At 44.0% G+C, this 17,944-nt stretch carries 20 protein-coding genes; 14 read left to right on the forward strand and 6 right to left on the reverse strand.

Annotated features, from left to right (window positions below):
• Nucleotides 1-133: 133 nt before the first annotated feature.
• Nucleotides 134-2,458: a DUF4189 domain-containing protein gene (locus QT992_RS01650; RefSeq protein ID WP_333339831.1), complete on the forward strand. Its 2,325-nt coding sequence runs from the start codon at nucleotides 134-136 to the stop codon at nucleotides 2,456-2,458.
• Nucleotides 2,459-2,543: 85 nt separating this feature from the next.
• Here the strand turns inward: QT992_RS01650 and QT992_RS01655 are convergent, their stop codons facing one another.
• Entirely contained in the window at nucleotides 2,544-2,948 is a 405-nt protein-coding gene (locus QT992_RS01655) for a hypothetical protein (protein WP_333339833.1), read from the reverse strand.
• A 144-nt stretch (nucleotides 2,949-3,092) separates the two neighbouring features.
• Here QT992_RS01655 and QT992_RS01660 point away from each other — a divergent pair, with 144 nt between their 5' ends.
• Both QT992_RS01660 and QT992_RS01665 read left to right on the forward strand, forming a co-directional pair.
• Nucleotides 3,093-3,983 (forward strand): ABC transporter permease, encoded by an 891-nt coding sequence (locus QT992_RS01660; RefSeq protein ID WP_333104916.1) that lies wholly within the window; start codon nucleotides 3,093-3,095, stop codon nucleotides 3,981-3,983.
• A 504-nt stretch (nucleotides 3,984-4,487) separates the two neighbouring features.
• On the forward strand, nucleotides 4,488-4,871 hold the full coding sequence (locus tag QT992_RS01665) for a hypothetical protein (RefSeq protein ID WP_333339836.1): 384 nt from the start codon (nucleotides 4,488-4,490) through the stop codon (nucleotides 4,869-4,871).
• A gap of 151 nt (nucleotides 4,872-5,022) precedes the next feature.
• Here the strand turns inward: QT992_RS01665 and QT992_RS01670 are convergent, their stop codons facing one another.
• Nucleotides 5,023-6,381 (reverse strand): FAD-binding oxidoreductase, encoded by a 1,359-nt coding sequence (locus QT992_RS01670; protein ID WP_333339839.1) that lies wholly within the window; start codon nucleotides 6,379-6,381, stop codon nucleotides 5,023-5,025.
• A gap of 130 nt (nucleotides 6,382-6,511) precedes the next feature.
• The gene (locus tag QT992_RS01675; RefSeq protein WP_333339841.1) at nucleotides 6,512-7,261 is read right to left on the reverse strand and encodes a methyltransferase domain-containing protein; all 750 of its coding nucleotides are present in this window, start codon (nucleotides 7,259-7,261) and stop codon (nucleotides 6,512-6,514) included.
• 304 nt (nucleotides 7,262-7,565) lie between these two features.
• On the opposite strand from QT992_RS01675, the gene QT992_RS01680 reads away from it, so the two are divergent.
• The 7 genes from QT992_RS01680 (at nucleotide 7,566) to QT992_RS01710 (ending at nucleotide 14,327) form a co-directional block, all read left to right on the forward strand.
• On the forward strand, nucleotides 7,566-7,721 hold the full coding sequence (locus QT992_RS01680) for a hypothetical protein (RefSeq protein WP_333315148.1): 156 nt from the start codon (nucleotides 7,566-7,568) through the stop codon (nucleotides 7,719-7,721).
• Nucleotides 7,718-7,861 carry an adenylate/guanylate cyclase domain-containing protein gene (locus QT992_RS01685; protein WP_333315149.1) on the forward strand — a complete coding sequence of 48 codons (144 nt, stop codon included), beginning with the start codon at nucleotides 7,718-7,720 and terminating at the stop codon, nucleotides 7,859-7,861. The genes QT992_RS01680 and QT992_RS01685 overlap by 4 nt, the downstream gene beginning before the upstream one ends.
• A gap of 379 nt (nucleotides 7,862-8,240) precedes the next feature.
• Nucleotides 8,241-9,653 carry an adenylate/guanylate cyclase domain-containing protein gene (locus QT992_RS01690; RefSeq protein ID WP_333315150.1) on the forward strand — a complete coding sequence of 471 codons (1,413 nt, stop codon included), beginning with the start codon at nucleotides 8,241-8,243 and terminating at the stop codon, nucleotides 9,651-9,653.
• A 519-nt stretch (nucleotides 9,654-10,172) separates the two neighbouring features.
• A complete protein-coding gene (gene bioA, locus QT992_RS01695; RefSeq protein ID WP_333339845.1) occupies nucleotides 10,173-11,477 on the forward strand; it encodes an adenosylmethionine--8-amino-7-oxononanoate transaminase in 1,305 nt (434 codons plus the stop codon).
• 17 nt (nucleotides 11,478-11,494) lie between these two features.
• Complete coding sequence (gene bioB / locus QT992_RS01700; RefSeq protein WP_333248408.1) at nucleotides 11,495-12,538, forward strand: biotin synthase BioB; 1,044 nt, start codon at nucleotides 11,495-11,497, stop codon at nucleotides 12,536-12,538.
• A 332-nt stretch (nucleotides 12,539-12,870) separates the two neighbouring features.
• Complete coding sequence (locus QT992_RS01705) at nucleotides 12,871-13,482, forward strand: class I SAM-dependent methyltransferase (protein ID WP_333339848.1); 612 nt, start codon at nucleotides 12,871-12,873, stop codon at nucleotides 13,480-13,482.
• A gap of 170 nt (nucleotides 13,483-13,652) precedes the next feature.
• A complete protein-coding gene (locus tag QT992_RS01710; RefSeq protein ID WP_333315154.1) occupies nucleotides 13,653-14,327 on the forward strand; it encodes an SDR family oxidoreductase in 675 nt (224 codons plus the stop codon).
• Between the two features lie 191 nt (nucleotides 14,328-14,518).
• Here QT992_RS01710 and QT992_RS01715 read toward each other — a convergent pair whose 3' ends face one another.
• On the reverse strand, nucleotides 14,519-14,998 hold the full coding sequence (locus QT992_RS01715; protein ID WP_333315155.1) for a hypothetical protein: 480 nt from the start codon (nucleotides 14,996-14,998) through the stop codon (nucleotides 14,519-14,521).
• Nucleotides 14,999-15,080: 82 nt separating this feature from the next.
• Here QT992_RS01715 and petN point away from each other — a divergent pair, with 82 nt between their 5' ends.
• The 4 genes from petN to QT992_RS01735 all read left to right on the forward strand — a co-directional run bounded on the left by petN (nucleotide 15,081) and on the right by QT992_RS01735 (nucleotide 16,698).
• Entirely contained in the window at nucleotides 15,081-15,170 is a 90-nt protein-coding gene (petN, locus tag QT992_RS01720) for a cytochrome b6-f complex subunit PetN (RefSeq protein WP_071883976.1), read from the forward strand.
• Between the two features lie 91 nt (nucleotides 15,171-15,261).
• Nucleotides 15,262-15,855: a DJ-1/PfpI family protein gene (locus QT992_RS01725; RefSeq protein ID WP_333339850.1), complete on the forward strand. Its 594-nt coding sequence runs from the start codon at nucleotides 15,262-15,264 to the stop codon at nucleotides 15,853-15,855.
• A 60-nt stretch (nucleotides 15,856-15,915) separates the two neighbouring features.
• On the forward strand, nucleotides 15,916-16,164 hold the full coding sequence (locus tag QT992_RS01730; RefSeq protein WP_333339853.1) for a DUF167 domain-containing protein: 249 nt from the start codon (nucleotides 15,916-15,918) through the stop codon (nucleotides 16,162-16,164).
• Between the two features lie 345 nt (nucleotides 16,165-16,509).
• On the forward strand, nucleotides 16,510-16,698 hold the full coding sequence (locus QT992_RS01735) for a CsbD family protein (protein ID WP_333054441.1): 189 nt from the start codon (nucleotides 16,510-16,512) through the stop codon (nucleotides 16,696-16,698).
• 261 nt (nucleotides 16,699-16,959) lie between these two features.
• Here the strand turns inward: QT992_RS01735 and QT992_RS01740 are convergent, their stop codons facing one another.
• Both QT992_RS01740 and QT992_RS01745 read right to left on the reverse strand, forming a co-directional pair.
• Nucleotides 16,960-17,214, reverse strand: a complete 255-nt coding sequence (locus tag QT992_RS01740) for a DUF4926 domain-containing protein (RefSeq protein WP_333290680.1) — start codon at nucleotides 17,212-17,214, stop codon at nucleotides 16,960-16,962.
• A 10-nt stretch (nucleotides 17,215-17,224) separates the two neighbouring features.
• On the reverse strand, nucleotides 17,225-17,560 hold the full coding sequence (locus QT992_RS01745) for a DUF6883 domain-containing protein (RefSeq protein ID WP_333142475.1): 336 nt from the start codon (nucleotides 17,558-17,560) through the stop codon (nucleotides 17,225-17,227).
• Nucleotides 17,561-17,944: the final 384 nt, after the last annotated feature.

Here is a 17,944-nt window from a genome sequence, read left to right on the forward strand (position 1 = left end):
ATCCCACGTTTTACCTCTAGCAACAACCTCAAGAATACTTAATAATGGTTAATAGCATCATCCTGCTGAACAGGGTATCGGACTTTCCCAAAAGAAAAACTTCAGATTTGTTAAAAAATTAGGGATTAAAATAATGAGTTCTTACTTATTTAAAGCTACCCATATTACAAGAAAAGCTAAGTTATTCGTAGCTACTCTCTCAACAATCAGCTTGCTTGGCGGTTGTAGCTTGCTCGACTTTTCAGGAGTTGAGGTTAAGGTAACTGATATCCCTGTTGGCCAGTCTGAACTCAAGTCAGGGAAAATTATGACGCTTACGGAATCAAAATCAATTAAAGAACAAGGACAAAGGATTAAGCTAACTAAGAAAACGGAAGGTCAAACAGAAAACTCTACCAACTCTACCGCTATTGTGGTTGCAAAATTTGGTAATGAACTCAGATTAATAGATTTTTTTGTACCTGAATTTAATGAAAAACCTCAATTAAGCTTTGTATCAACTGCCCGTAGCCTAGTTTTTATGAATCCCTTATTTTTAGGCTTGCCTTTGAAAAAGCAGATTTCAATTTTTCAAGCAATCGAAAAAAACAAGCAGTTTAAAGATTTAGTCAATTTAGTTTCTAAATCTACGTCACTCTTTGATGAAAATATATTCACATTAGCTTCTGAGATTGCTCTTGATGTAGCTATAGATCAGCAAGTATTTTTACCTGAGACTTCCCAAAAATCCTCAAACCAACTTCAAGAACAATTAAAAAGCAATCAAGAATTAGTTAATAATCAGACCTTGGCTGGTCAAATATTCCCATCTTGGGAGTGGGTTATTCCCTCTGCTAACGCTCAAGCTACCTCAAACAATCTTGAATATGAAATTACTAGCAAATTTACCGAGGAAGGAAAAATTTTTAGTACAAATTGGCCTTTGTGGCACGGACTTGAATTGCAAGCAAGCTCTGAGGGTATAAAAGTTAAAGGAACTTCTCCAATCGCACAGCAAATTTTGATTATTCCTGCTGGTAAACTACAGTATCCTGTAACGCACAATGACTATGGTGGGCCTAAAAACAAGGAGCAAAATGTTGTTGGAGAATTGCTAATTTTACCAGCAGAAATTGGCGTTTGGGATGGAAGTATCATCAAAACTATTTCAGGAGGCAATCAGATTGAACAAGCTTTAATATCTAAAGATGGTCGATGGAAACATGGTCGTTATGATGTTATTTTGTCGGGAGGTAGTTTTTCAAATAGAAGAAGTGAATCTCAAAAAGTAGGCGCATTTGATATTAATCTTTCCTTGTTGGCAATGGATATTTTTGCTGTGGCTGCTGGCTCCACTGGTAAAAAACCAATTGATGTAGCTCTTCTACTTAGTTCTGTTTCATTAGATTGCCAAAATGAATTAGCCTTGAATGCTAAAAACCCTATTTCTGCTTTTACTACTTTGATGTCTTGCCTATCTAAACCAGATAATTCAACTAAAATAGCGCAAGCAGTTGGTACTGAAGATGAAGAAATAATTATCGAGGTTTTAAGCAAATTATTTCAATTTCAAGGTAAGGCTTGGGAACAATTCACCAAAAAAGTAGGTAAAAGAGGAGCCAGGGTTATTAATTTATTTGATAAAGGTGCTGCTATCAGTCGAATTGGAATATTCGGAAAATATTTAGATCATGAAAACTTGACTCAAAGATTTTATAGTGGTCAGTTTAATGTTATCGATTCTGCGAATGCAATTCAAGATAAAATAGCATTATCTATTGATACAAATAGTGTGTTCTCTGGCAGATGGGTAGGATACCGATCGGGCGATCAATTCGATAAAGCTTTTACTCTTCGCTTCACTAATTTTGATAAAACATCGGGAGAAATTATTGGTGAAATAACAGACCCTGATAGAAAAATGTATTTTCAAGGGAAAATATTGGGAACACAACTGAATTTTACAATTACCAAATCAGATACTGGCATTGTGTGGGGAGATATGTTTCCAGATTACCTTAAGGGTACATTTTTCAGTCTTAGCCAAACGGCTAATCCAGGAGTGATGAAAGGAAGATTTAAACGTGAGAATTCACTAAAATCCATAGAAGGAGATGTATATTTACTGTTACCTTATTCTAGTACAAAAATAAAGTCAACTGAAAAATGGGGAGCAATCGCGTCTGCTTCTAGTCAAGAATTAGGATGGTCTTGGGACTCTCTTACTCGTGAAGAAAGCGAGATAAGAGCCTTAGAGAATTGTCAAAAGCGTTTTCGCTCTTGTAGGAGTCTAGTGTCTTTCAATAATTGTGCAGCTTATGCAGGTGGTGAGCTTTTTGCAAGTGCTAATTCAGCCGGATATTGGGGTACTAGCGATTCTCTTGAAACCGCAAAAAACGCAGCTTTACAAGGATGTAAAACACAGGGAACTTGCAAAATTATAACAGCTTTCTGCTCAGATGGTCGAGGTACTAATTAGAATAAATTTCAAAAAATAGCTCTCCTGTTTCCCCAAACCTGCCATCAAAAATCATAGAGTGTCACGATCACCCTGGCGATTTATTTCATATTTGTATGTAGTCAATTAAATCTCCTGCTTCTAATTCTTGCCCTTCTCTATCTTGTTGGTAATGTTGCAACATTACCTCAGCTTGTTTTGCTAGAATATTTCGTCTCTCTTCTAACGGCAATTGCATAAATTCTCGGCGACTGGGATAGTCGGCTAGTGTTGGTATTTCTAAATCTATATCCATATCTAATGGCTGTGCTTTTCCTGCGGAAATTTCCTGTTTGGCGCGCTGTGCAGCCACAATCAGCGATTGTTGTGTGTTCTCACAAGATAAATTCCACTGCTCTTCATCCCTTAAGTCTTCAAGATATTCTCGCAAATGTTCAACCACTTTGTCTTGAATAGTTTCTGGCAAAGATTCCATGATTTTGACCCAAGTTGCGATCGCCCTTGATGACATCAGCCAATCCTCCTAGTAAATCAAGTTTTTATTTAGCATATTTGATGAGCTTATTCTCAATTTTAGACCGATCGCCCGCCCAACACCACCAATACCTCCAGACTTGCTACTGTAAAGAGAGTTAGATTTAATCAACAAGCAATTATGAGCGGTACTGTTACATCCCCCAACAACCTCAACCAGCAGCGGCCACTCTCCACAGCATCCGCTGACACTTCCACTTCCCTGCTGGGCGACTTCATCCAAGAAACACTCGCCTTAACCAAGCGCCTGTTTATTCAATTGCAGCGCCGCCCCTCGACGCTAGTTGCAGGCATTATTCAGCCCCTGATGTGGTTGGTTTTGTTCGGAGCTCTGTTTGAAAATGCACCCGCCGGCTTGTTCGGCGAAAGCCAGAATTACGGACAATTTCTCGGCGCTGGCGTTATCGTTTTTACTGCATTTGCCGGGGCGCTGAATGCTGGTTTGCCGATTATGTTCGATCGCGAGTTCGGATTTCTCAACCGCTTATTAGTCGCGCCGTTGGCTTCGAGATTTTCGATCGTCCTGGCTTCGGCTATTTTTATCGTCACCCTCAGCTTTATTCAAACCGGCACAATCGTTACAGCGGGAGCCTTTTTGGGCGCGGGATTCCCCGGAATTGCCGGACTAGGGGCGATCGCCCTGATCGTGCTGCTGTTAGTTTTGGGCGTCACCGGTTTGAGTCTGGGTTTAGCCTTCGCCCTTCCCGGTCACGTAGAATTAATAGCGGTAATTTTTGTTACTAACCTGCCGCTGTTATTTGCCAGCACAGCCCTCGCGCCGCTGTCATTTATGCCAGAGTGGCTGCAAGTTGTGGTGACTCTCAATCCTCTGAGTTACGCGATCGAACCCATCCGCTACCTGTACCTGCACAGCGATTGGTCGCTAGCCAGTGTCGTGATGCAAGCTCCTTGGGGTACTGTCACCTTTGGAGGAGCGCTGTTAGTGCTGCTGGCGTTTGATTTGGTGGCGCTGCTGAGCATTCAACCGCTGCTGAGACGCAGGTTTGCTTAGGGCGATCGTTTCACCTGCACCGTCAATTCTAGGATGCCTTTCGTCCTGTCAACTTAAGCTAAAACCGATAGTCCGTCAGGGGTTGAAACAAGACTCTCAAAGCCAAAGTCCTCTTGCATAGGACTAATGACTTCTTCAGTCCTCTTTGAGAGGACTTTCGCTATGAGACAGGGAATTCATTCCCTGGCGGACTGCTGGGTCAACGATAGGACTGTTTCACTCTCACGAAAATCAGGCTTTTGTAGGGGCGGTGCCCCCGTGCCCGCCCCCACCCACAGACGATTTCACAGGCATTTCAGACATGGGGGCAACCACGGGGGGATTGCCCCTAGGTCGAATGAAACCGTCCTGGGGTGAGCGGGAGGACTGGCGGACTAAAAGCTTAAGTTGACACGCCTTGGGCAATGCCGTCTCCTTAGCCCCAGCGAAGTAATATAATATTTACTCACAAGTCAGAATATTGTTTAGATAGAATTGTTTTTTTGAAAGTTCAACAAATAAATTATGAACACCAAAACTTCCAAATCCGGCAAATTGATGATGGGGATTGCTGCAAGCGCGATCGCATCCTGTGCTCTGTTCTCCCCTCAAGCAAGCTTCGCTCAAGCCAGCGGTTTAAATAATGCCCAACCGCTGCAAGACTTTCAAACTCAAGACAATACCGACCCATTTTCCGGCCGCAGCAGCGGAAGGGGAATATTTGATTTAATTCACCGATCGAAATTGGGCGGCGGCCGCAGCATGGAAGAATTTAATACCGAACAGCGCCAAAATTTGAACGATGCGGCCGCAGAATTTCGGAACAAACAGCGCCTACTACTGGAAAAGCAAGCTGTACCTACACCGGGGGCGATCGCACCAGCAGAAATTACCGCCCCTGTCCCTTAAATTGCTTTCTTAGTCCGCGTAGGCGGACTTCGTTTGTCTAGCAGCGGTTTCAACCGCCGAGTTTTAATCTTTATTTATTAGTCCGCGTAGGCGGACTTCGTTTGTATAGCAGCGATTTCAAGATCCGAATCTTATCTAAAAACCATCACCCTTAATCCCGTTCCAACCACGCCCGCATTTTACCCGGATTAAGCAAACCGTAAGGATCGACCAACTCTTTAAACTGCCACTGTTCCACATTAATACTTTTCATCCCTCCATCTTCCAATATATAAGTGTGAGGATTAGCAATCAGTGCACCTTGCTCTTCGTGATAGCGAATAATTTCATTGAGCCGTGATTCCGTAGTGTAGCGAACTATTTGCAAAGCCGCGGCGATCGCCCTGCCATTCATCCGCAAAAACTCCAAGTGCATCATCACCTCATCCCCATAAAAATTATACAGTTCTTCAATTAACTTTAAACCTTTATCTGCGGGAAAAAGCGTCTGCAAATAAGTCAGAGACGGGTCAGCGCTGCGAGCGTGTAGAGTTGTATGATTCCAAGTAAATTCAGCAATTGCTGCACCTTTGATCGCTGCTTGCGCGTTTTTTTGATAGCAAATTGTGCCGCCATATTCGCGCACCAAATCTTGCAGCGGTTCCAGACAAGATTCAGCTACCATTAACAAAGCGCAGTGCTTACCTTCAGGAATCTCCTCGCGGAAAGCAGCAAAATAAGCAGGAATCGGCCAAGCACAAACACAAATTAGTTTTTTGATAATTCCGTCAGCATCGCCCAAAGCTTGACCGAAGTTGGCCGATATCATAAAATCGTCAAAAGCGACGATGATTTCCGCCCAAGGATAAGCAGGGGCGAGGGGAATTTCTAACTCAGTAATAATCCCATTTGTGCCGTAAGCGTGATTGACTTTTTGCACTTCATCGCCACGCAATTCGATGACGCGGGGATCGTCTTCCATTGTAACGACTCGAACAGCATGAAGATTTCCGCGATCGCGCAATTGCCCGTAAGTTATCGAACCAATTCCCCCGCTACCGCCGCCGATAAATCCCCCAATCGTTGCGGTGCGATAGGTTGAGGGAACCATCCGCAATTCCCAACCGGTTTCTCGCGCTTGTTTGTCGAAAACCGACATTTTCACCCCTGGTTCTACGCAAGCTAAACCCGGTTTTATCCAGCGGATACTGTGCATTTTGGTGGTATCTAAAATGACGCCGCCCTTGAGGGGAATGCACTGCCCGTAATTGCCCGTTCCTGCACCTCTGACAGTTAGCGGAATTTTGGATTTGACGCAGGCTGCTGCAATCCGCAAAACTTCGGCTTCGCTGGCGGGACGAACGACTAAATCTCCTGTTTTATCACTTAAGATAGGTTGCAAAACTGGACTGAAATGATAATAGTCTTGAGATAGCTTGACAACTTGCGCGCGATCGCTAATTATTTCAATTCCCGATAGTTCCGAAGAAAAAGCATCCCAGTCAATACTTTGAATCGCAGTTGCAGTCATTTTGTTTCCTCAATCCTGACAGTATTATATATTTTATCAAACCTAACTTAGTAACCTAAAATACTAACTGCAATCTTTCTTTAAGCAGTAAGGTGCTGAGGTTTCATCCTACATAGCAAAACTGGTTTTTTCAATTAACAAATCCCCCAAACACCCCCATACCGTAGTATTTCCAAGGAACTGCAACAGTCTCAAACCCAGATGAGGCAAGCATTTCCAACTGTGCCGAAAGTGTAGCTAGGCGATCGGGATTAGAATAGCCGTAAGAGACACTCGTCCCCACATTTGCGCGAATTTCGGCTAAAGTTTCCCCCTGATTTAGCGCCCAATCTTCTCGCGCCGCTTGATAAATATCTTTCATTGCTGCTGATTCTGCTAAAAGAGGATCGGCATTCCAAAAACAGCCACCAGCATTTAAACTTCCGCGAATCCGTTGAAACAATTTCAACTTCATGTCATCCTCAAGATGGTGAATTGCCAGAGATGAAATGCAAGCATTGAATTTATCGCCCAAGCCTGAGAAATTTGGATTGTTAGCCCATTCTCCAAAATCCATTTCTATTCCAGTCCACCGGGCTGCGTATCCTGCCGACTCTATTTTTGCGCGGGCAAAATCAAGCATTCGCGGCGAGTAATCGACAGCAACTATTTCCGCAGACGGGTAGCGTTGGAGAACTTTTAAAGTGAGTTCCCCCGTACCGCAGCCGAGTTCTAAAATGCGGTGGTTTGCGTTAGCAATGCAGCCTGCTAATACATCCAACATTTCGTCATATTTAGGTAAAAGTCGCCGAATGCCGGTATCAAAATTGGCAGTATTGACGAAAACTTCTCCAGGAAAAATTTCGTTGTTCGCAGGTGAAGCAGTAGAGTCAGAATTCACGATCGCCAACCATAGACTACAATTGCTATCCTAACCGATATCAAGCAAAAATTGCGTGAAGTAGGGAGAGGCCACCGCCGTGTCCTTACCCGATCATCTGTACTTCACTCAACAGAAAACCACTATAAAGTTATGCGTATTCTTACGGATAAGCGAAACCCTCGCGGTAAACAATAATTAACCCTCGGTTGCACTCAGACAGTCTTGCTTTACCCCGGACGCCCGCAAAACAGTCTGAACAACCAGTGTTATGTTAGTAGTGCATAAATTGAAATAAAGATTAAACCTCACACTTGAGGATACCATGCGCCAGTTGATTTCTCGCAGTCGGGCTGCCATCAGCCAATTAATTTATAAGCGAATTCTGCTTGCGGTGACAATTTTATTTTGTGTAGGTGTAGGAGTAGCGATGGCAAATATGTCTGAGCTTTCCTCTACCCTAACGGGATTGCCGGCGTGATTCAAGTCACACAATCAACTTACGATATCTTGAGAAATAAGTATCTGTTTGAAAACAGAGGAATTATCCACATCAAAGGCAAGGGAGATATGAATACTTATCTGCTTGCAGGCAGGTTAGTCAGCGCAGTTTCGGTTTAATTTGTTTATTATATTATTAAGGGGTCTGCTAGTTAGTCCAGAGTCATCAGTCATTATATCATGTCCGGTCGATCGACCGCGATTTTCGTAGGGGCCCGTGAGCCAACAATACCTGCCAATAATTGACAATCTGAAAAACCCGCCCCGACCGCGATATTATGGTTAATCAATCGGACATGATATTAGTCAGCAGCAAGCAGCCAAGAAGTAACAGTTAATAGCTGCTGGCTGTTGACTGCTGACAATTATAGGAAGTACACAGGGGATGTGAGAACCCGGTTTCTGCGCGGTTGCTTCGTTGACAACCCAAAATTTATTACGAGAAACCGGGTTGATTTTTCTATGTCCTACATTAGCCATTTGCAAAATAGTAAGTTTTATGTTATTGCGGATTTTCTCATTTTTGAAATTTTTCAAATCTCGCTTGTCGAGGCAAATAGCTTTGTGGGTATTTGCTAGCATTCTTGTCATAGAGGGAATTATTTTAGTTCCCTCTTATTTTCGGCGCGAAAATGAACTTTTAAGTCAACTGGAACAGGTATCTCGGGCGACTGTTGATTCCCTAGAGTTTTTGCTCCAACAAGATATTTCCGATCGCACTTTCTTGCAAGAAGAAGTAAAAAATATTACTAAGGATTCTCAAGTAGTCTTAGGACTATCTATTTACCAAGCTAACGGTGAGCTAATATATACACTTGGCGAACCCCCAGAAATCAGTTTAGAGCAACTAAAAAAAGCTCGTATAGTTCACCATCACAATTTCGATGGCAAGCGCTACGATATTGCTTGGACGGAGCGACATTTGGGAGGCGATTACATCTTAATTGTTCGCCACGATGCTTCCACCGTTCAACCGGAACTCTACGCATTTATCGGGCGGATTGCGGTTCTAGTCATCATTATATCAGCCTTTGTCACTTCTGTGACTATGTTTTTTTTAGGGGTGACAGTAATTTCACCTCTCTTGAGATTGCGCGATGACTTGATCGCTGCTGGAGACGCTTTGAGTAAAGATCGAGCACAACCTGATTTCTACTCTCTGTCTGTCAAGCGGGATGACGAGTTGGGAGAACTCATGGTCGCATTCAATCAAATGTTTCACCGAGTATACCAGGAAATTGCACAGCGGAAACAAGCTGAGGAAGTATTGCGCGCCGAACAAGAAAAGTCGGATCGTTTATTACTAAATATCTTACCGGTAATGATTGCCGATCGCCTAAAACAAGGCCAGATAAATATTGCGGACGGATTTGCCGAGGTTACGGTTTTGTTTGCTGATATTGTGGGCTTTACCGAAATATCTTCGCGCACATCTCCTGAAGAATTAGTCGAGTTGCTTAACAAAATATTTTCATCTTTCGATCGCTTAAGCGAACAATACGGCTTAGAAAAAATTAAGACTATCGGCGACAATTATATGGTAGCAGGCGGTTTGCCACTTCCCTGTACAAATCACGCCGAATCTATTGCCGAAATGGCCCTGGAAATGCAGCAAGAAATTATGAAATTCCGCGACGAATGCGGTAAACCTCTCAATATCCGCATTGGCATTAATACTGGGCCTGTTGTAGCAGGTGTCATCGGCACTAAAAAGTTTATTTACGATTTGTGGGGAGATGCTGTGAATACAGCAAGCCGCATGGAATCTCAGGGACTTCCGGGTAAAATTCAAGTTAGTAACTCCACTTATGAGTTGCTGTGCGATAAGTATTTGTTGGAAAAACGCGGTAAAATTAATGTTAAAGGCAAAGGATCTATGACGACTTATTTGCTCAAAGGCAGAAAATTGTAACTGACAATTTTAACCATTGCCTGCGAATACGTGGTATGGGTGCTGACGTTCCCAGGCAGCGGCCCTCGACACCAAACTAGATTTTTTTTAACGAACCGCGAAGACGCTAAGGACACGAAGGAAGAGAAGAAGAAGTAAGAAAAGATAAAAGCTCACAACTGAGTTAAGATTGCTATATTATAGCAGTTTTGAATCTGATTAAATATCGTAGGGACGCGGCACTGCCCATTGGTGACAACTTAAGGCTAAAAACCTTGATAAATCTCGTTTTTACCTGAGTCTAGATCCCCCTAAATCCCCCTTAAGAAGGGGAGTAGGGGTTGACTTTGAGAAGATTCTTGTTCCCCCCTTCTTAAGGGGGGTTAGGGGGGATCTAGGCCTAATCGTCAAACACCAGTCTCTGACTAACTTTGACCTTAAGTTGACACAAATGGGCACGGCGCCGTGTCCTGATGCGATATCTCTAATTCAATGAAAACTGGTAGATAATTTTGGTTAATATTAGTAATCGGGGCAAAAATGACTGCGGATCTGGAACAAAATTCTTCAAATTCACCGATTTGGCAGCCCTTCACGCAAATGAAAACGGCTGCCCCGCCGCTGAAGGTAATTCGCGGCAAAGGATCGGTGCTGGAATTAGCAGACGGGCGGCAAATTCTCGACTGCATTTCTAGTTGGTGGGTGACTGTTCACGGGCACAGCCATCCGGTTCTGGCAGAGGCTCTTTATGAACAAGCCCAAAAGCTAGAACACGTAATTTTTGCGGGGTTTACTCACGAACCTGCCGAGAAACTTGCGAGTAAATTGCTAACTCATACGCCTGCTTCTTTAACGCGGATTTTCTTTTCTGATAACGGCTCGACTGCTGTTGAAGTTGCTCTGAAAATGGCATTTCAATATTGGCGCAATCTCGGAGAAACTAACCGTACTAGCTTTATTAGTTTTGAGGGAGGTTATCACGGCGATACTGTGGGCGCGATGTCTGCTGGCAGAAGTTCGCTGTGGTGGGAATCTTTTGCACCTTTAATGTTTGCTGGGGATGTTGTTCCTTTTCCGGCGACTTTTGACGGCGACAGCGAGGTGGAAAGCAAAGAGGCGGCGAGTTTGGAGAAATTGGAGTTTTTGTTAAAGCAGGGCGGCTATGCGGGTATTTTTATCGAACCTTTGGTGCAAGGTTCTGGGGGGATGCGAATGTGCCGCCCTGAGTTTTTGCGGGCGATCGCACAACTTGCCCGCCAGTTTAATGTATTGTTGATTTACGATGAAGTAATGACGGGTTTTGGGCGCACAGGCGAACTGTTTGCCTCGGTTAAATCGGGAACTTCACCGGATATCCTGTGTTTGTCTAAAGGATTGTCTGGTGGCTGTTTGCCAATTGCTGTCACAATGGCATCGGAGGATATTTATCAAGCTTTCTGGCGAGATGAATGGGACAAAGCTTTTTTTCACGGTCATTCTTACACCGGAAATCCCTTAGCTTGTGCGGTGAGTGTAGCATCCTTGGAGCTTTTGGAGCAAAACCCAAATGTGTATCAAGGGATGGAAAAACTCCACCACAAATATCTGAATCAATGGCTGAGAAATCATCCTAAACTCGAACGGATTCGGACTTGCGGCACCATCGCAGCAATGGATGTGAAAACGGAAAGCGTTTCCGGTTATTTTAATGACATCGGTCCTCTATTGAAAGCCAGATTTCTCGAAGCGGGGTTTTTGCTCCGCCCCTTGGGAAATACGCTTTACGTGATGCCTCCCTACTGCATTTCTCCTGATGAACTAGAATCGATTTATCGGGTAATTCGTCAGGTTTTGGATACTCTGTAAACCCTTTAATTTTAGTAATGAATTTACCCAATTGGAACGATTTGGCTGACGACGCGCTGGCGGGCAAATGTCTCTCTCGCGAGCAATCTTTAGCCGTATTGCGCGCACCGGATGAGGTTTTGCTGGAACAACTAAACGCAGCTTATCGGGTGCGCCGCCACTACTGGGGAAACCGAGTCAGGCTGCACTATTTGTTAAATGCTCAAAGTGGCCTTTGTCCTGAAGATTGCCATTATTGTTCTCAGTCAAAAATTTCGACTGCGGAAATTGAGAAATATCCGCTTTTAGCTAAGGAGAAAATTCTGGATGCCGCCCAACGCGCAGCAGACTTAAAAGCTGGTACGTTTTGTTTGGTGATTTCGGGGCGCCAACCTAACGCTTCTACTTTCGATCGCGTTTTGGATGCTGTCGAGACTGTGAAGGCAAATTATAACCTAAAAATCTGTGCTTGTTTGGGATTGTTGAGCGAGGAACAAACTCACCGCTTGGCAAAAGCTGGAGTCGATCGCGTAAATCACAATCTCAATACTTCCGAATCATATCACACGGACATTTGCACGACTCACACTTTTGGCGATCGGGTGGAAACCGTCGAACACGTAAAAGCAGCGGGGATCACAACTTGTTCCGGCGGAATTTTGGGGATGGGCGAATCGGATGATGATGCGATCGATTTAGCGCTTTCGCTTCGCAAGTTGGGCGTTACTAGCGTACCCGTCAACTTTTTCATTCCGATTCCCGGTACGCCATTTGCAGATGTGAATCGGTTAACTCCCCGCCAATGTTTGCGAATTCTCTGTTTGTTCCGATTTTTGCTTCCCAGTCAAGAAATTCGGATTGCTGGCGGACGGGAAGTGCATTTGCGATCGCTGCAACCTCTCGGACTCTACCCCGCTAATTCTATCTTTGTTGGCGATTATCTGACAACTCCCGGACAAGCTGCCCATCAAGATTGGGACATGATTCGAGATGCGGGATTTGCGATCGAATCTCCCGAAGGTTCTCTCTTAGAAGTTGATTCAGCAGTTACCAAATCCGAACAAAAAACCCTGGTTGTTTAACTCTTATACCAGTTTTCAATCGGATGAAATAGAGTAGGACACGGCACTGTCCATTGGTGTCAACTTAACGTCAAACCTACTACCATTCTGCTGTTTGACTATTAGGGTTCGATCCCCCCTAGCCCCCCTTAAGAAGGGGGGGACAAGAGTTTGATCAAACTCCCCCTTCTTAAGGGGGATTTAGGGGGATCTAGACTATGGTAAAACCGATATTTATCAATGGTTTTAGCATTGAGCTGACACCAATGGGCTTTTGGAGTGTCCCTACGGTTGCCATTCTTCAATCTAAAATCTAAAATCTAAAATCTAAAATAATACAAGAGGGGGAAATTATGGACAAACGCGAAGAAACTACGATCGCAGAATACCAGCTAACTGCCGAATCTTTCCGATTAGGAACTTGGCATCACGACGTATCCCAAAATCGCTCCGCACTGACCGCTGCCATGCCCCGCAATCCCGGTAAAATTCTCGATATAGGATGCGGGCCAGGACGAGATTTAGTAGCCTTTAAAAGCCAAGGACACACAGTTGTAGGCTTAGATGCAACTCCAGCTTTTGTAGAAATAGCAAAAGAGTTGTCAGGATGCGAAGTTTGGCAACAATCTTTTCTGAATCTCGACTTGCCAGAGGCAGAATTTGACGGTATTTTTGCCAATGCTTCCCTGATTCACGTTCCCAGCGACGAGATGGTAAAAGTGCTGCAAAATTTGCACAAAGCCTTAGTTGTTAGCGGTGCAATTGTCATGTCAATGTGCCGGGGAAATTGGGAAGGATACGACGAGAGACCAACGGGAAAACGCTATACAGCCGGATGGGAATATCATACTTTAGCGCCTTGTTTAGAACAAGCGGGATTTGCAATTGTCAATCACTACTATCGCCCCCCCGGCTTACCCCGCGAAGCTCAATCTTGGGTAGTAATAGTGGGCAAAAAACTCTAACGTAAATGGGAAATTGGGAATCGGGAATTGCGAATCTTTCCCCTCTCTTCCTCTGCGCCCTCTGCGCCCTCTGCGGTTAAAAAAACTAATTGAAAAATTTACAGAGGATTGTTGTATAATTATATCCAGTCAAATAAACCAATTTCTGCATAACTTAAAACACAATTAATATGACAGAGAAATTCCACATTTTTTTAGCTGGTGCTAGTCGAGGAGTCGGCTTAGAAATCGCTAAATGTCTGACAGCACAAAAGATGCAAGTAACTGCACTTTTGCGATCGCCCGCAACCACCACCGAATTAGAAGCAATGGGCATCAAAGTCGTGACTGGCGATGCTTTGGATGCAGCAGCTATGGAAGCTGCGATGGCTGGGGGTGAGCCAATTCATGCCGTAATCAGCACAATTGGCGGCTTACCCAAAGATGGAGAAAGAGCCGATTATTTGGGCAACAAAAACTTGATTGATGCGGCTGTCAAAGCAGGCGTGCAAAAATTTATTTTAGTTTCATCAATCGGCAGCGGTAATAGTGTCGGCGCTTTGCCGCCCCAAGCTTTAGAAACTTTGCGCCCGGTTTTAATTGAGAAAGAAAAAGCCGAAAATCATTTGATAGCAAGCGGGATGATTTATACAGTAATTCGTCCGGGCGGACTCAAATCGGAACCTGCAACAGGCAACGGTATTTTAACAGAAGATTGTCGAGTTGCTGGAACGATTCACCGGGCAGATGTAGCGCAGCTAGTTTGTCAGTGTTTAGTTTCTGAGGCTGCTAACAATAAAGTTTTGTCGGCGGTAGACAGGCAAATGCTTTACGGCAATCCAGAATTTGAGGAATTAAATCTGTAGGGGCGGGTTTTACCAACAATAATTGCCTAAAACCGATAATCTCGTAAACCCGCCCCCACTTGGGTGGCGATCGCGCGGGGTGGGGGCGGGTTTTGGAGTCTTTGGGTATCCTTTGAAACTATTGGTGAACCCGCCCCTACAAGTTTTTGACGGAGGGCGATCGTAAACCTGTCCCCAACCAACGGCAAATCTCAAGAATCGAAAGGCTTAATCCACGATCGCCCGATCGCCCAATCCAACACAAAACCCGCGATCGCAAACAATACCACACTCTCGACACCGCGAACCGCAAACGGCAATAACTCCTGTAGGGCGGGCATCTTTCCGGGATCAAAAAACAATCCAGCATCCAACTGTCCAAAAGCCCGCACCAACCCAAAAGCCAACACCGCACCAGATTTAAGCTGCGGGTTAACATCTCGGCGAATCGCATAGCGGTAAGTCACGCCGAACAAAAAACCGCCCAAAAGTGCGAGAGTCGCCCTGAAGGCAAAATTTAGGTCAATTTCCCTTACCTGCAAACTCGCCAGAGAATCCAACCTATCGGCTAGAATTAAGCTATTACCAAGGGCGATCGCCCCAAAAGCCAGCAAACAAGACAAACCAGCAACCGTCCCTGCCTTCAAAGATTCTACCCGTTCAGCCGCACTAAAATTTGACGAATCCTTCACAGCGCCCTCATTTCAAAAATGGCTCAAATTGACTTATCATAAGGTTTGGAGTCACTTTGTACAGTTTGTTCAATAAATAGCTATGGATATTTTGTCACTCGGTTGGGTTTCGGTGCTAGTTCTGTTCTCCTTCTCAATTTCAATGGTCATTTGGGGACGCAACGGTTTCTAGATTCCAGAATAGCTTGCGGGGCCAGCTTTTTAACGGCCCCGCATTTTTTTAAATCCTATTTAACAAAATCCAAATAACAGGAGTTGGAAACATGACAGCAAAAAAAATATTAATGCTAGTCGGCGACTTTGTAGAAGACTACGAAGTAATGGTTCCCTTCCAAGCACTGCAAATGGTAGGTCACACCGTCCACGCCATCTGCCCGGACAAAGCCGCGGGTCAAACAATTCGCACCGCTATTCACGACTTTGAAGGCGATCAAACCTACAGCGAAAAACCCGGTCACAACTTCACTTTAAACGCGACTTTTGACGAAATCAACCCCGCCGATTACGACGCTTTGATTATCCCCGGAGGACGCGCCCCAGAATACATCCGCCTCAACGAACAAGTGCTGCAAATTACCCGCTACTTTGCCAACAGCAAAAAGCCGATCGCATCTATTTGTCACGGCTTACAGGTTCTAACCGCCGCCGGCGTACTCGAAGGCAAACGCTGCACCGCATACCCCGCTTGCAGCCCCGACGTACTCCGGGCCGGCGGCAAATATACAGAAGTTCCAGTTACCGAAGCCGTAGTCGATGGCAATTTAGTCACCGCCCCCGCGTGGCCAGCACATCCTAACTGGCTAGCTGAATTCCTGAAAGTTTTGGGAACGAAGATCGAACATTCAGATAGTCATTAGTTATTAGTCATTAGTCATTAGTTATTAGTCATTAGTCATTAGTTATTAGTTATTAGTCACATGAAAACTTTCACAGTTAGAGTTAAACCGAATTCCAAACAGCAAAGCATCGAAGAACAACCCGACGGCAGCCTTACAGTACATCTCAAGTCGCCGCCTGTGGAGGGTAAAGCCAATCAAGAATTAATCATGCTGTTGGCGAAAAAGTTTAAAGTGCCGAAATCTGCGATCGGCATTAAATCAGGTCTTTCCTCGAAAAATAAACTTGTCGAAGTTGCGATCCAACCTGCAACTTCTATCTCTCCGTAGGGACACGGCAGTGCCTTTCGTCGTGTCAACTTAAGACTAAAACCCTTGAGAAATCTCGCTAATAGTCGAGTCTAGATCCCCCTAAATCCCCCTTAAGAAGGGGAGTAGGGGTTGACTTAAAGAGGCTTCCTGTCCCCCCCTTCTTAAGGGGGGCTAGGGGGGATCTGGCCTTAATAGTCAAACAGCAATCTGTAACTTGGTTTGAGCTTAAGTTGGCACGAAGAAGGGCACGGTGCCGTCTCCCTACCGGATATCTATAAAGTTAACAGCCAATCTATCTAAAGAGAGATACAGACTCAACTTGAAAATCATATATTAATAGTTGTAGAGTTAGAATAAAAAATTATGAACATTGAAAATAGAGTCGAAGCCACAGCGAAAAATATTGAAGGCAAAATCCAAGAAGCTGTTAGCGAAGTTACTGGCAATCAGAAAGATAAATTAGAAGGTCAAGCCAAGCAGGATGAAGCATCAGCAATTCACCTGAAAGAAGACCTCAAAGATAAAGCCAAAGAGATTGTAGACCGAGCTTAGTAACAGTATTCCCGGGAGCATCTCAGTTTTGCATTTACAGTGCGAGCGTCCCCGCTCGCGTATTGTACAATACGCGAGCGGGGACGCTCGCACTACAATAAAAAAATGCTTTTTACAAAACTGAGATGCTCCCGTATTCCCTACAAGTTTCCTGCCTACTAAATCCCGCAAACGATATGTTTGCGGGATTTTTTATAATGAGCCTAAATGATTTGTACCAATATCTTGGGGCGGGTTTATAAGGATTATTGGTGGCAAAATTCATCGGGGAACTGCCCCTACAGATTCTACTAACTCATAGTGTAAAAGCATTAATTTTGTGGCCGGAATGGTTTCCATTGCATAAGTTCTACCATCTTGATGAGAAAATTCTACCTCAAAAGCACTGCCATCAAATTCCATCACGACTGTTCCTACTTGTCCTTTATATAATTTAATGATTTGTTTTGTTTCAAAATGGGTGGCTTCTAAATCTTCAGTTAAAGCAACAATATCTAGGTCTTTAATTGTTTTCATTGTTTTTACCTCACTTTTTGACGGGATAACAACTTGTTAATCGGGGGAAACTTTCACCTAAGCGGACGATCCAAGCTGCTAGAATCAGAGATTCACCTACTTCGGTTTTCAGCAAGAATTTCATGTTGTAATGTGTTCCGTATTCATTGTTTTTTTGAATAACAACATCTTCGTTGATAGCAGCTTCTTTTAAAGCCTGTTTGAGCATTTCAGCATTTTTTAGGGTAATGCCTAACTTACTGGCAAACAAAACAGCTTTATTTTTTCCTTCTTGATGATTCGGATTTAGAGAATATTCTTCTATTTTATTGCCTAAATCTGCTAGATGACCATTGGGCAGTTTCACTATTAATAACTGTTTTTGAAGGACAAAAGAGAATATTAGTCGCCTACAATAATCGACTTTTACTCAAATGTCAATTATATCGTCTTTGAGTTGGGGGGCGGGTTTATCAAAATTATTGAGGGGTGGCAAAATTCATGGGTGAACCCGCACCTACAGATTCTACTTTTCGGCTCAATTCCCCATGCTATAAAGGCCCAATTCCCCATTAATTGAATTTAACGGTTGGGCGACTATGCTTAATCGGGGTTATTCGTTGGGTGGGGGCGGGTTTATCGAGATTATTGATGGGTGGCAAAATTTATGGGTGAACCCGCCCCTTGTATCTTAAAAGAGTGAGCTAGCCGATCGCCACGTCATTGATTCGATCATACCGACAATCAGGCG

Origin of the sequence: Microcoleus sp. T3_D1 (genome assembly GCF_036700405.1) — a bacterium.
GTDB lineage: Bacteria > Cyanobacteriota > Cyanobacteriia > Cyanobacteriales > Microcoleaceae > Microcoleus.

What these genes read in the sequence shown, in the direction of transcription:
- QT992_RS01650 (WP_333339831.1), top strand. Translation starts at nt 134, where the DNA reads ATGAGTTCTTACTTATTTAAAGCTACCCATATTACAAGAAAAGCTAAG.
- QT992_RS01655 (WP_333339833.1), bottom strand. Translation starts at nt 2,948, where the DNA reads ATGTCATCAAGGGCGATCGCAACTTGGGTCAAAATCATGGAATCTTTG.
- QT992_RS01660 (WP_333104916.1), top strand. Translation starts at nt 3,093, where the DNA reads ATGAGCGGTACTGTTACATCCCCCAACAACCTCAACCAGCAGCGGCCA.
- QT992_RS01665 (WP_333339836.1), top strand. Translation starts at nt 4,488, where the DNA reads ATGAACACCAAAACTTCCAAATCCGGCAAATTGATGATGGGGATTGCT.
- QT992_RS01670 (WP_333339839.1), bottom strand. Translation starts at nt 6,381, where the DNA reads ATGACTGCAACTGCGATTCAAAGTATTGACTGGGATGCTTTTTCTTCG.
- QT992_RS01680 (WP_333315148.1), top strand. Translation starts at nt 7,566, where the DNA reads ATGCGCCAGTTGATTTCTCGCAGTCGGGCTGCCATCAGCCAATTAATT.
- QT992_RS01690 (WP_333315150.1), top strand. Translation starts at nt 8,241, where the DNA reads ATGTTATTGCGGATTTTCTCATTTTTGAAATTTTTCAAATCTCGCTTG.
- bioA (WP_333339845.1), top strand. Translation starts at nt 10,173, where the DNA reads ATGACTGCGGATCTGGAACAAAATTCTTCAAATTCACCGATTTGGCAG.
- bioB (WP_333248408.1), top strand. Translation starts at nt 11,495, where the DNA reads ATGAATTTACCCAATTGGAACGATTTGGCTGACGACGCGCTGGCGGGC.
- QT992_RS01705 (WP_333339848.1), top strand. Translation starts at nt 12,871, where the DNA reads ATGGACAAACGCGAAGAAACTACGATCGCAGAATACCAGCTAACTGCC.
- QT992_RS01710 (WP_333315154.1), top strand. Translation starts at nt 13,653, where the DNA reads ATGACAGAGAAATTCCACATTTTTTTAGCTGGTGCTAGTCGAGGAGTC.
- petN (WP_071883976.1), top strand. Translation starts at nt 15,081, where the DNA reads ATGGATATTTTGTCACTCGGTTGGGTTTCGGTGCTAGTTCTGTTCTCC.
- QT992_RS01725 (WP_333339850.1), top strand. Translation starts at nt 15,262, where the DNA reads ATGACAGCAAAAAAAATATTAATGCTAGTCGGCGACTTTGTAGAAGAC.
- QT992_RS01730 (WP_333339853.1), top strand. Translation starts at nt 15,916, where the DNA reads ATGAAAACTTTCACAGTTAGAGTTAAACCGAATTCCAAACAGCAAAGC.
- QT992_RS01735 (WP_333054441.1), top strand. Translation starts at nt 16,510, where the DNA reads ATGAACATTGAAAATAGAGTCGAAGCCACAGCGAAAAATATTGAAGGC.
- QT992_RS01740 (WP_333290680.1), bottom strand. Translation starts at nt 17,214, where the DNA reads ATGAAAACAATTAAAGACCTAGATATTGTTGCTTTAACTGAAGATTTA.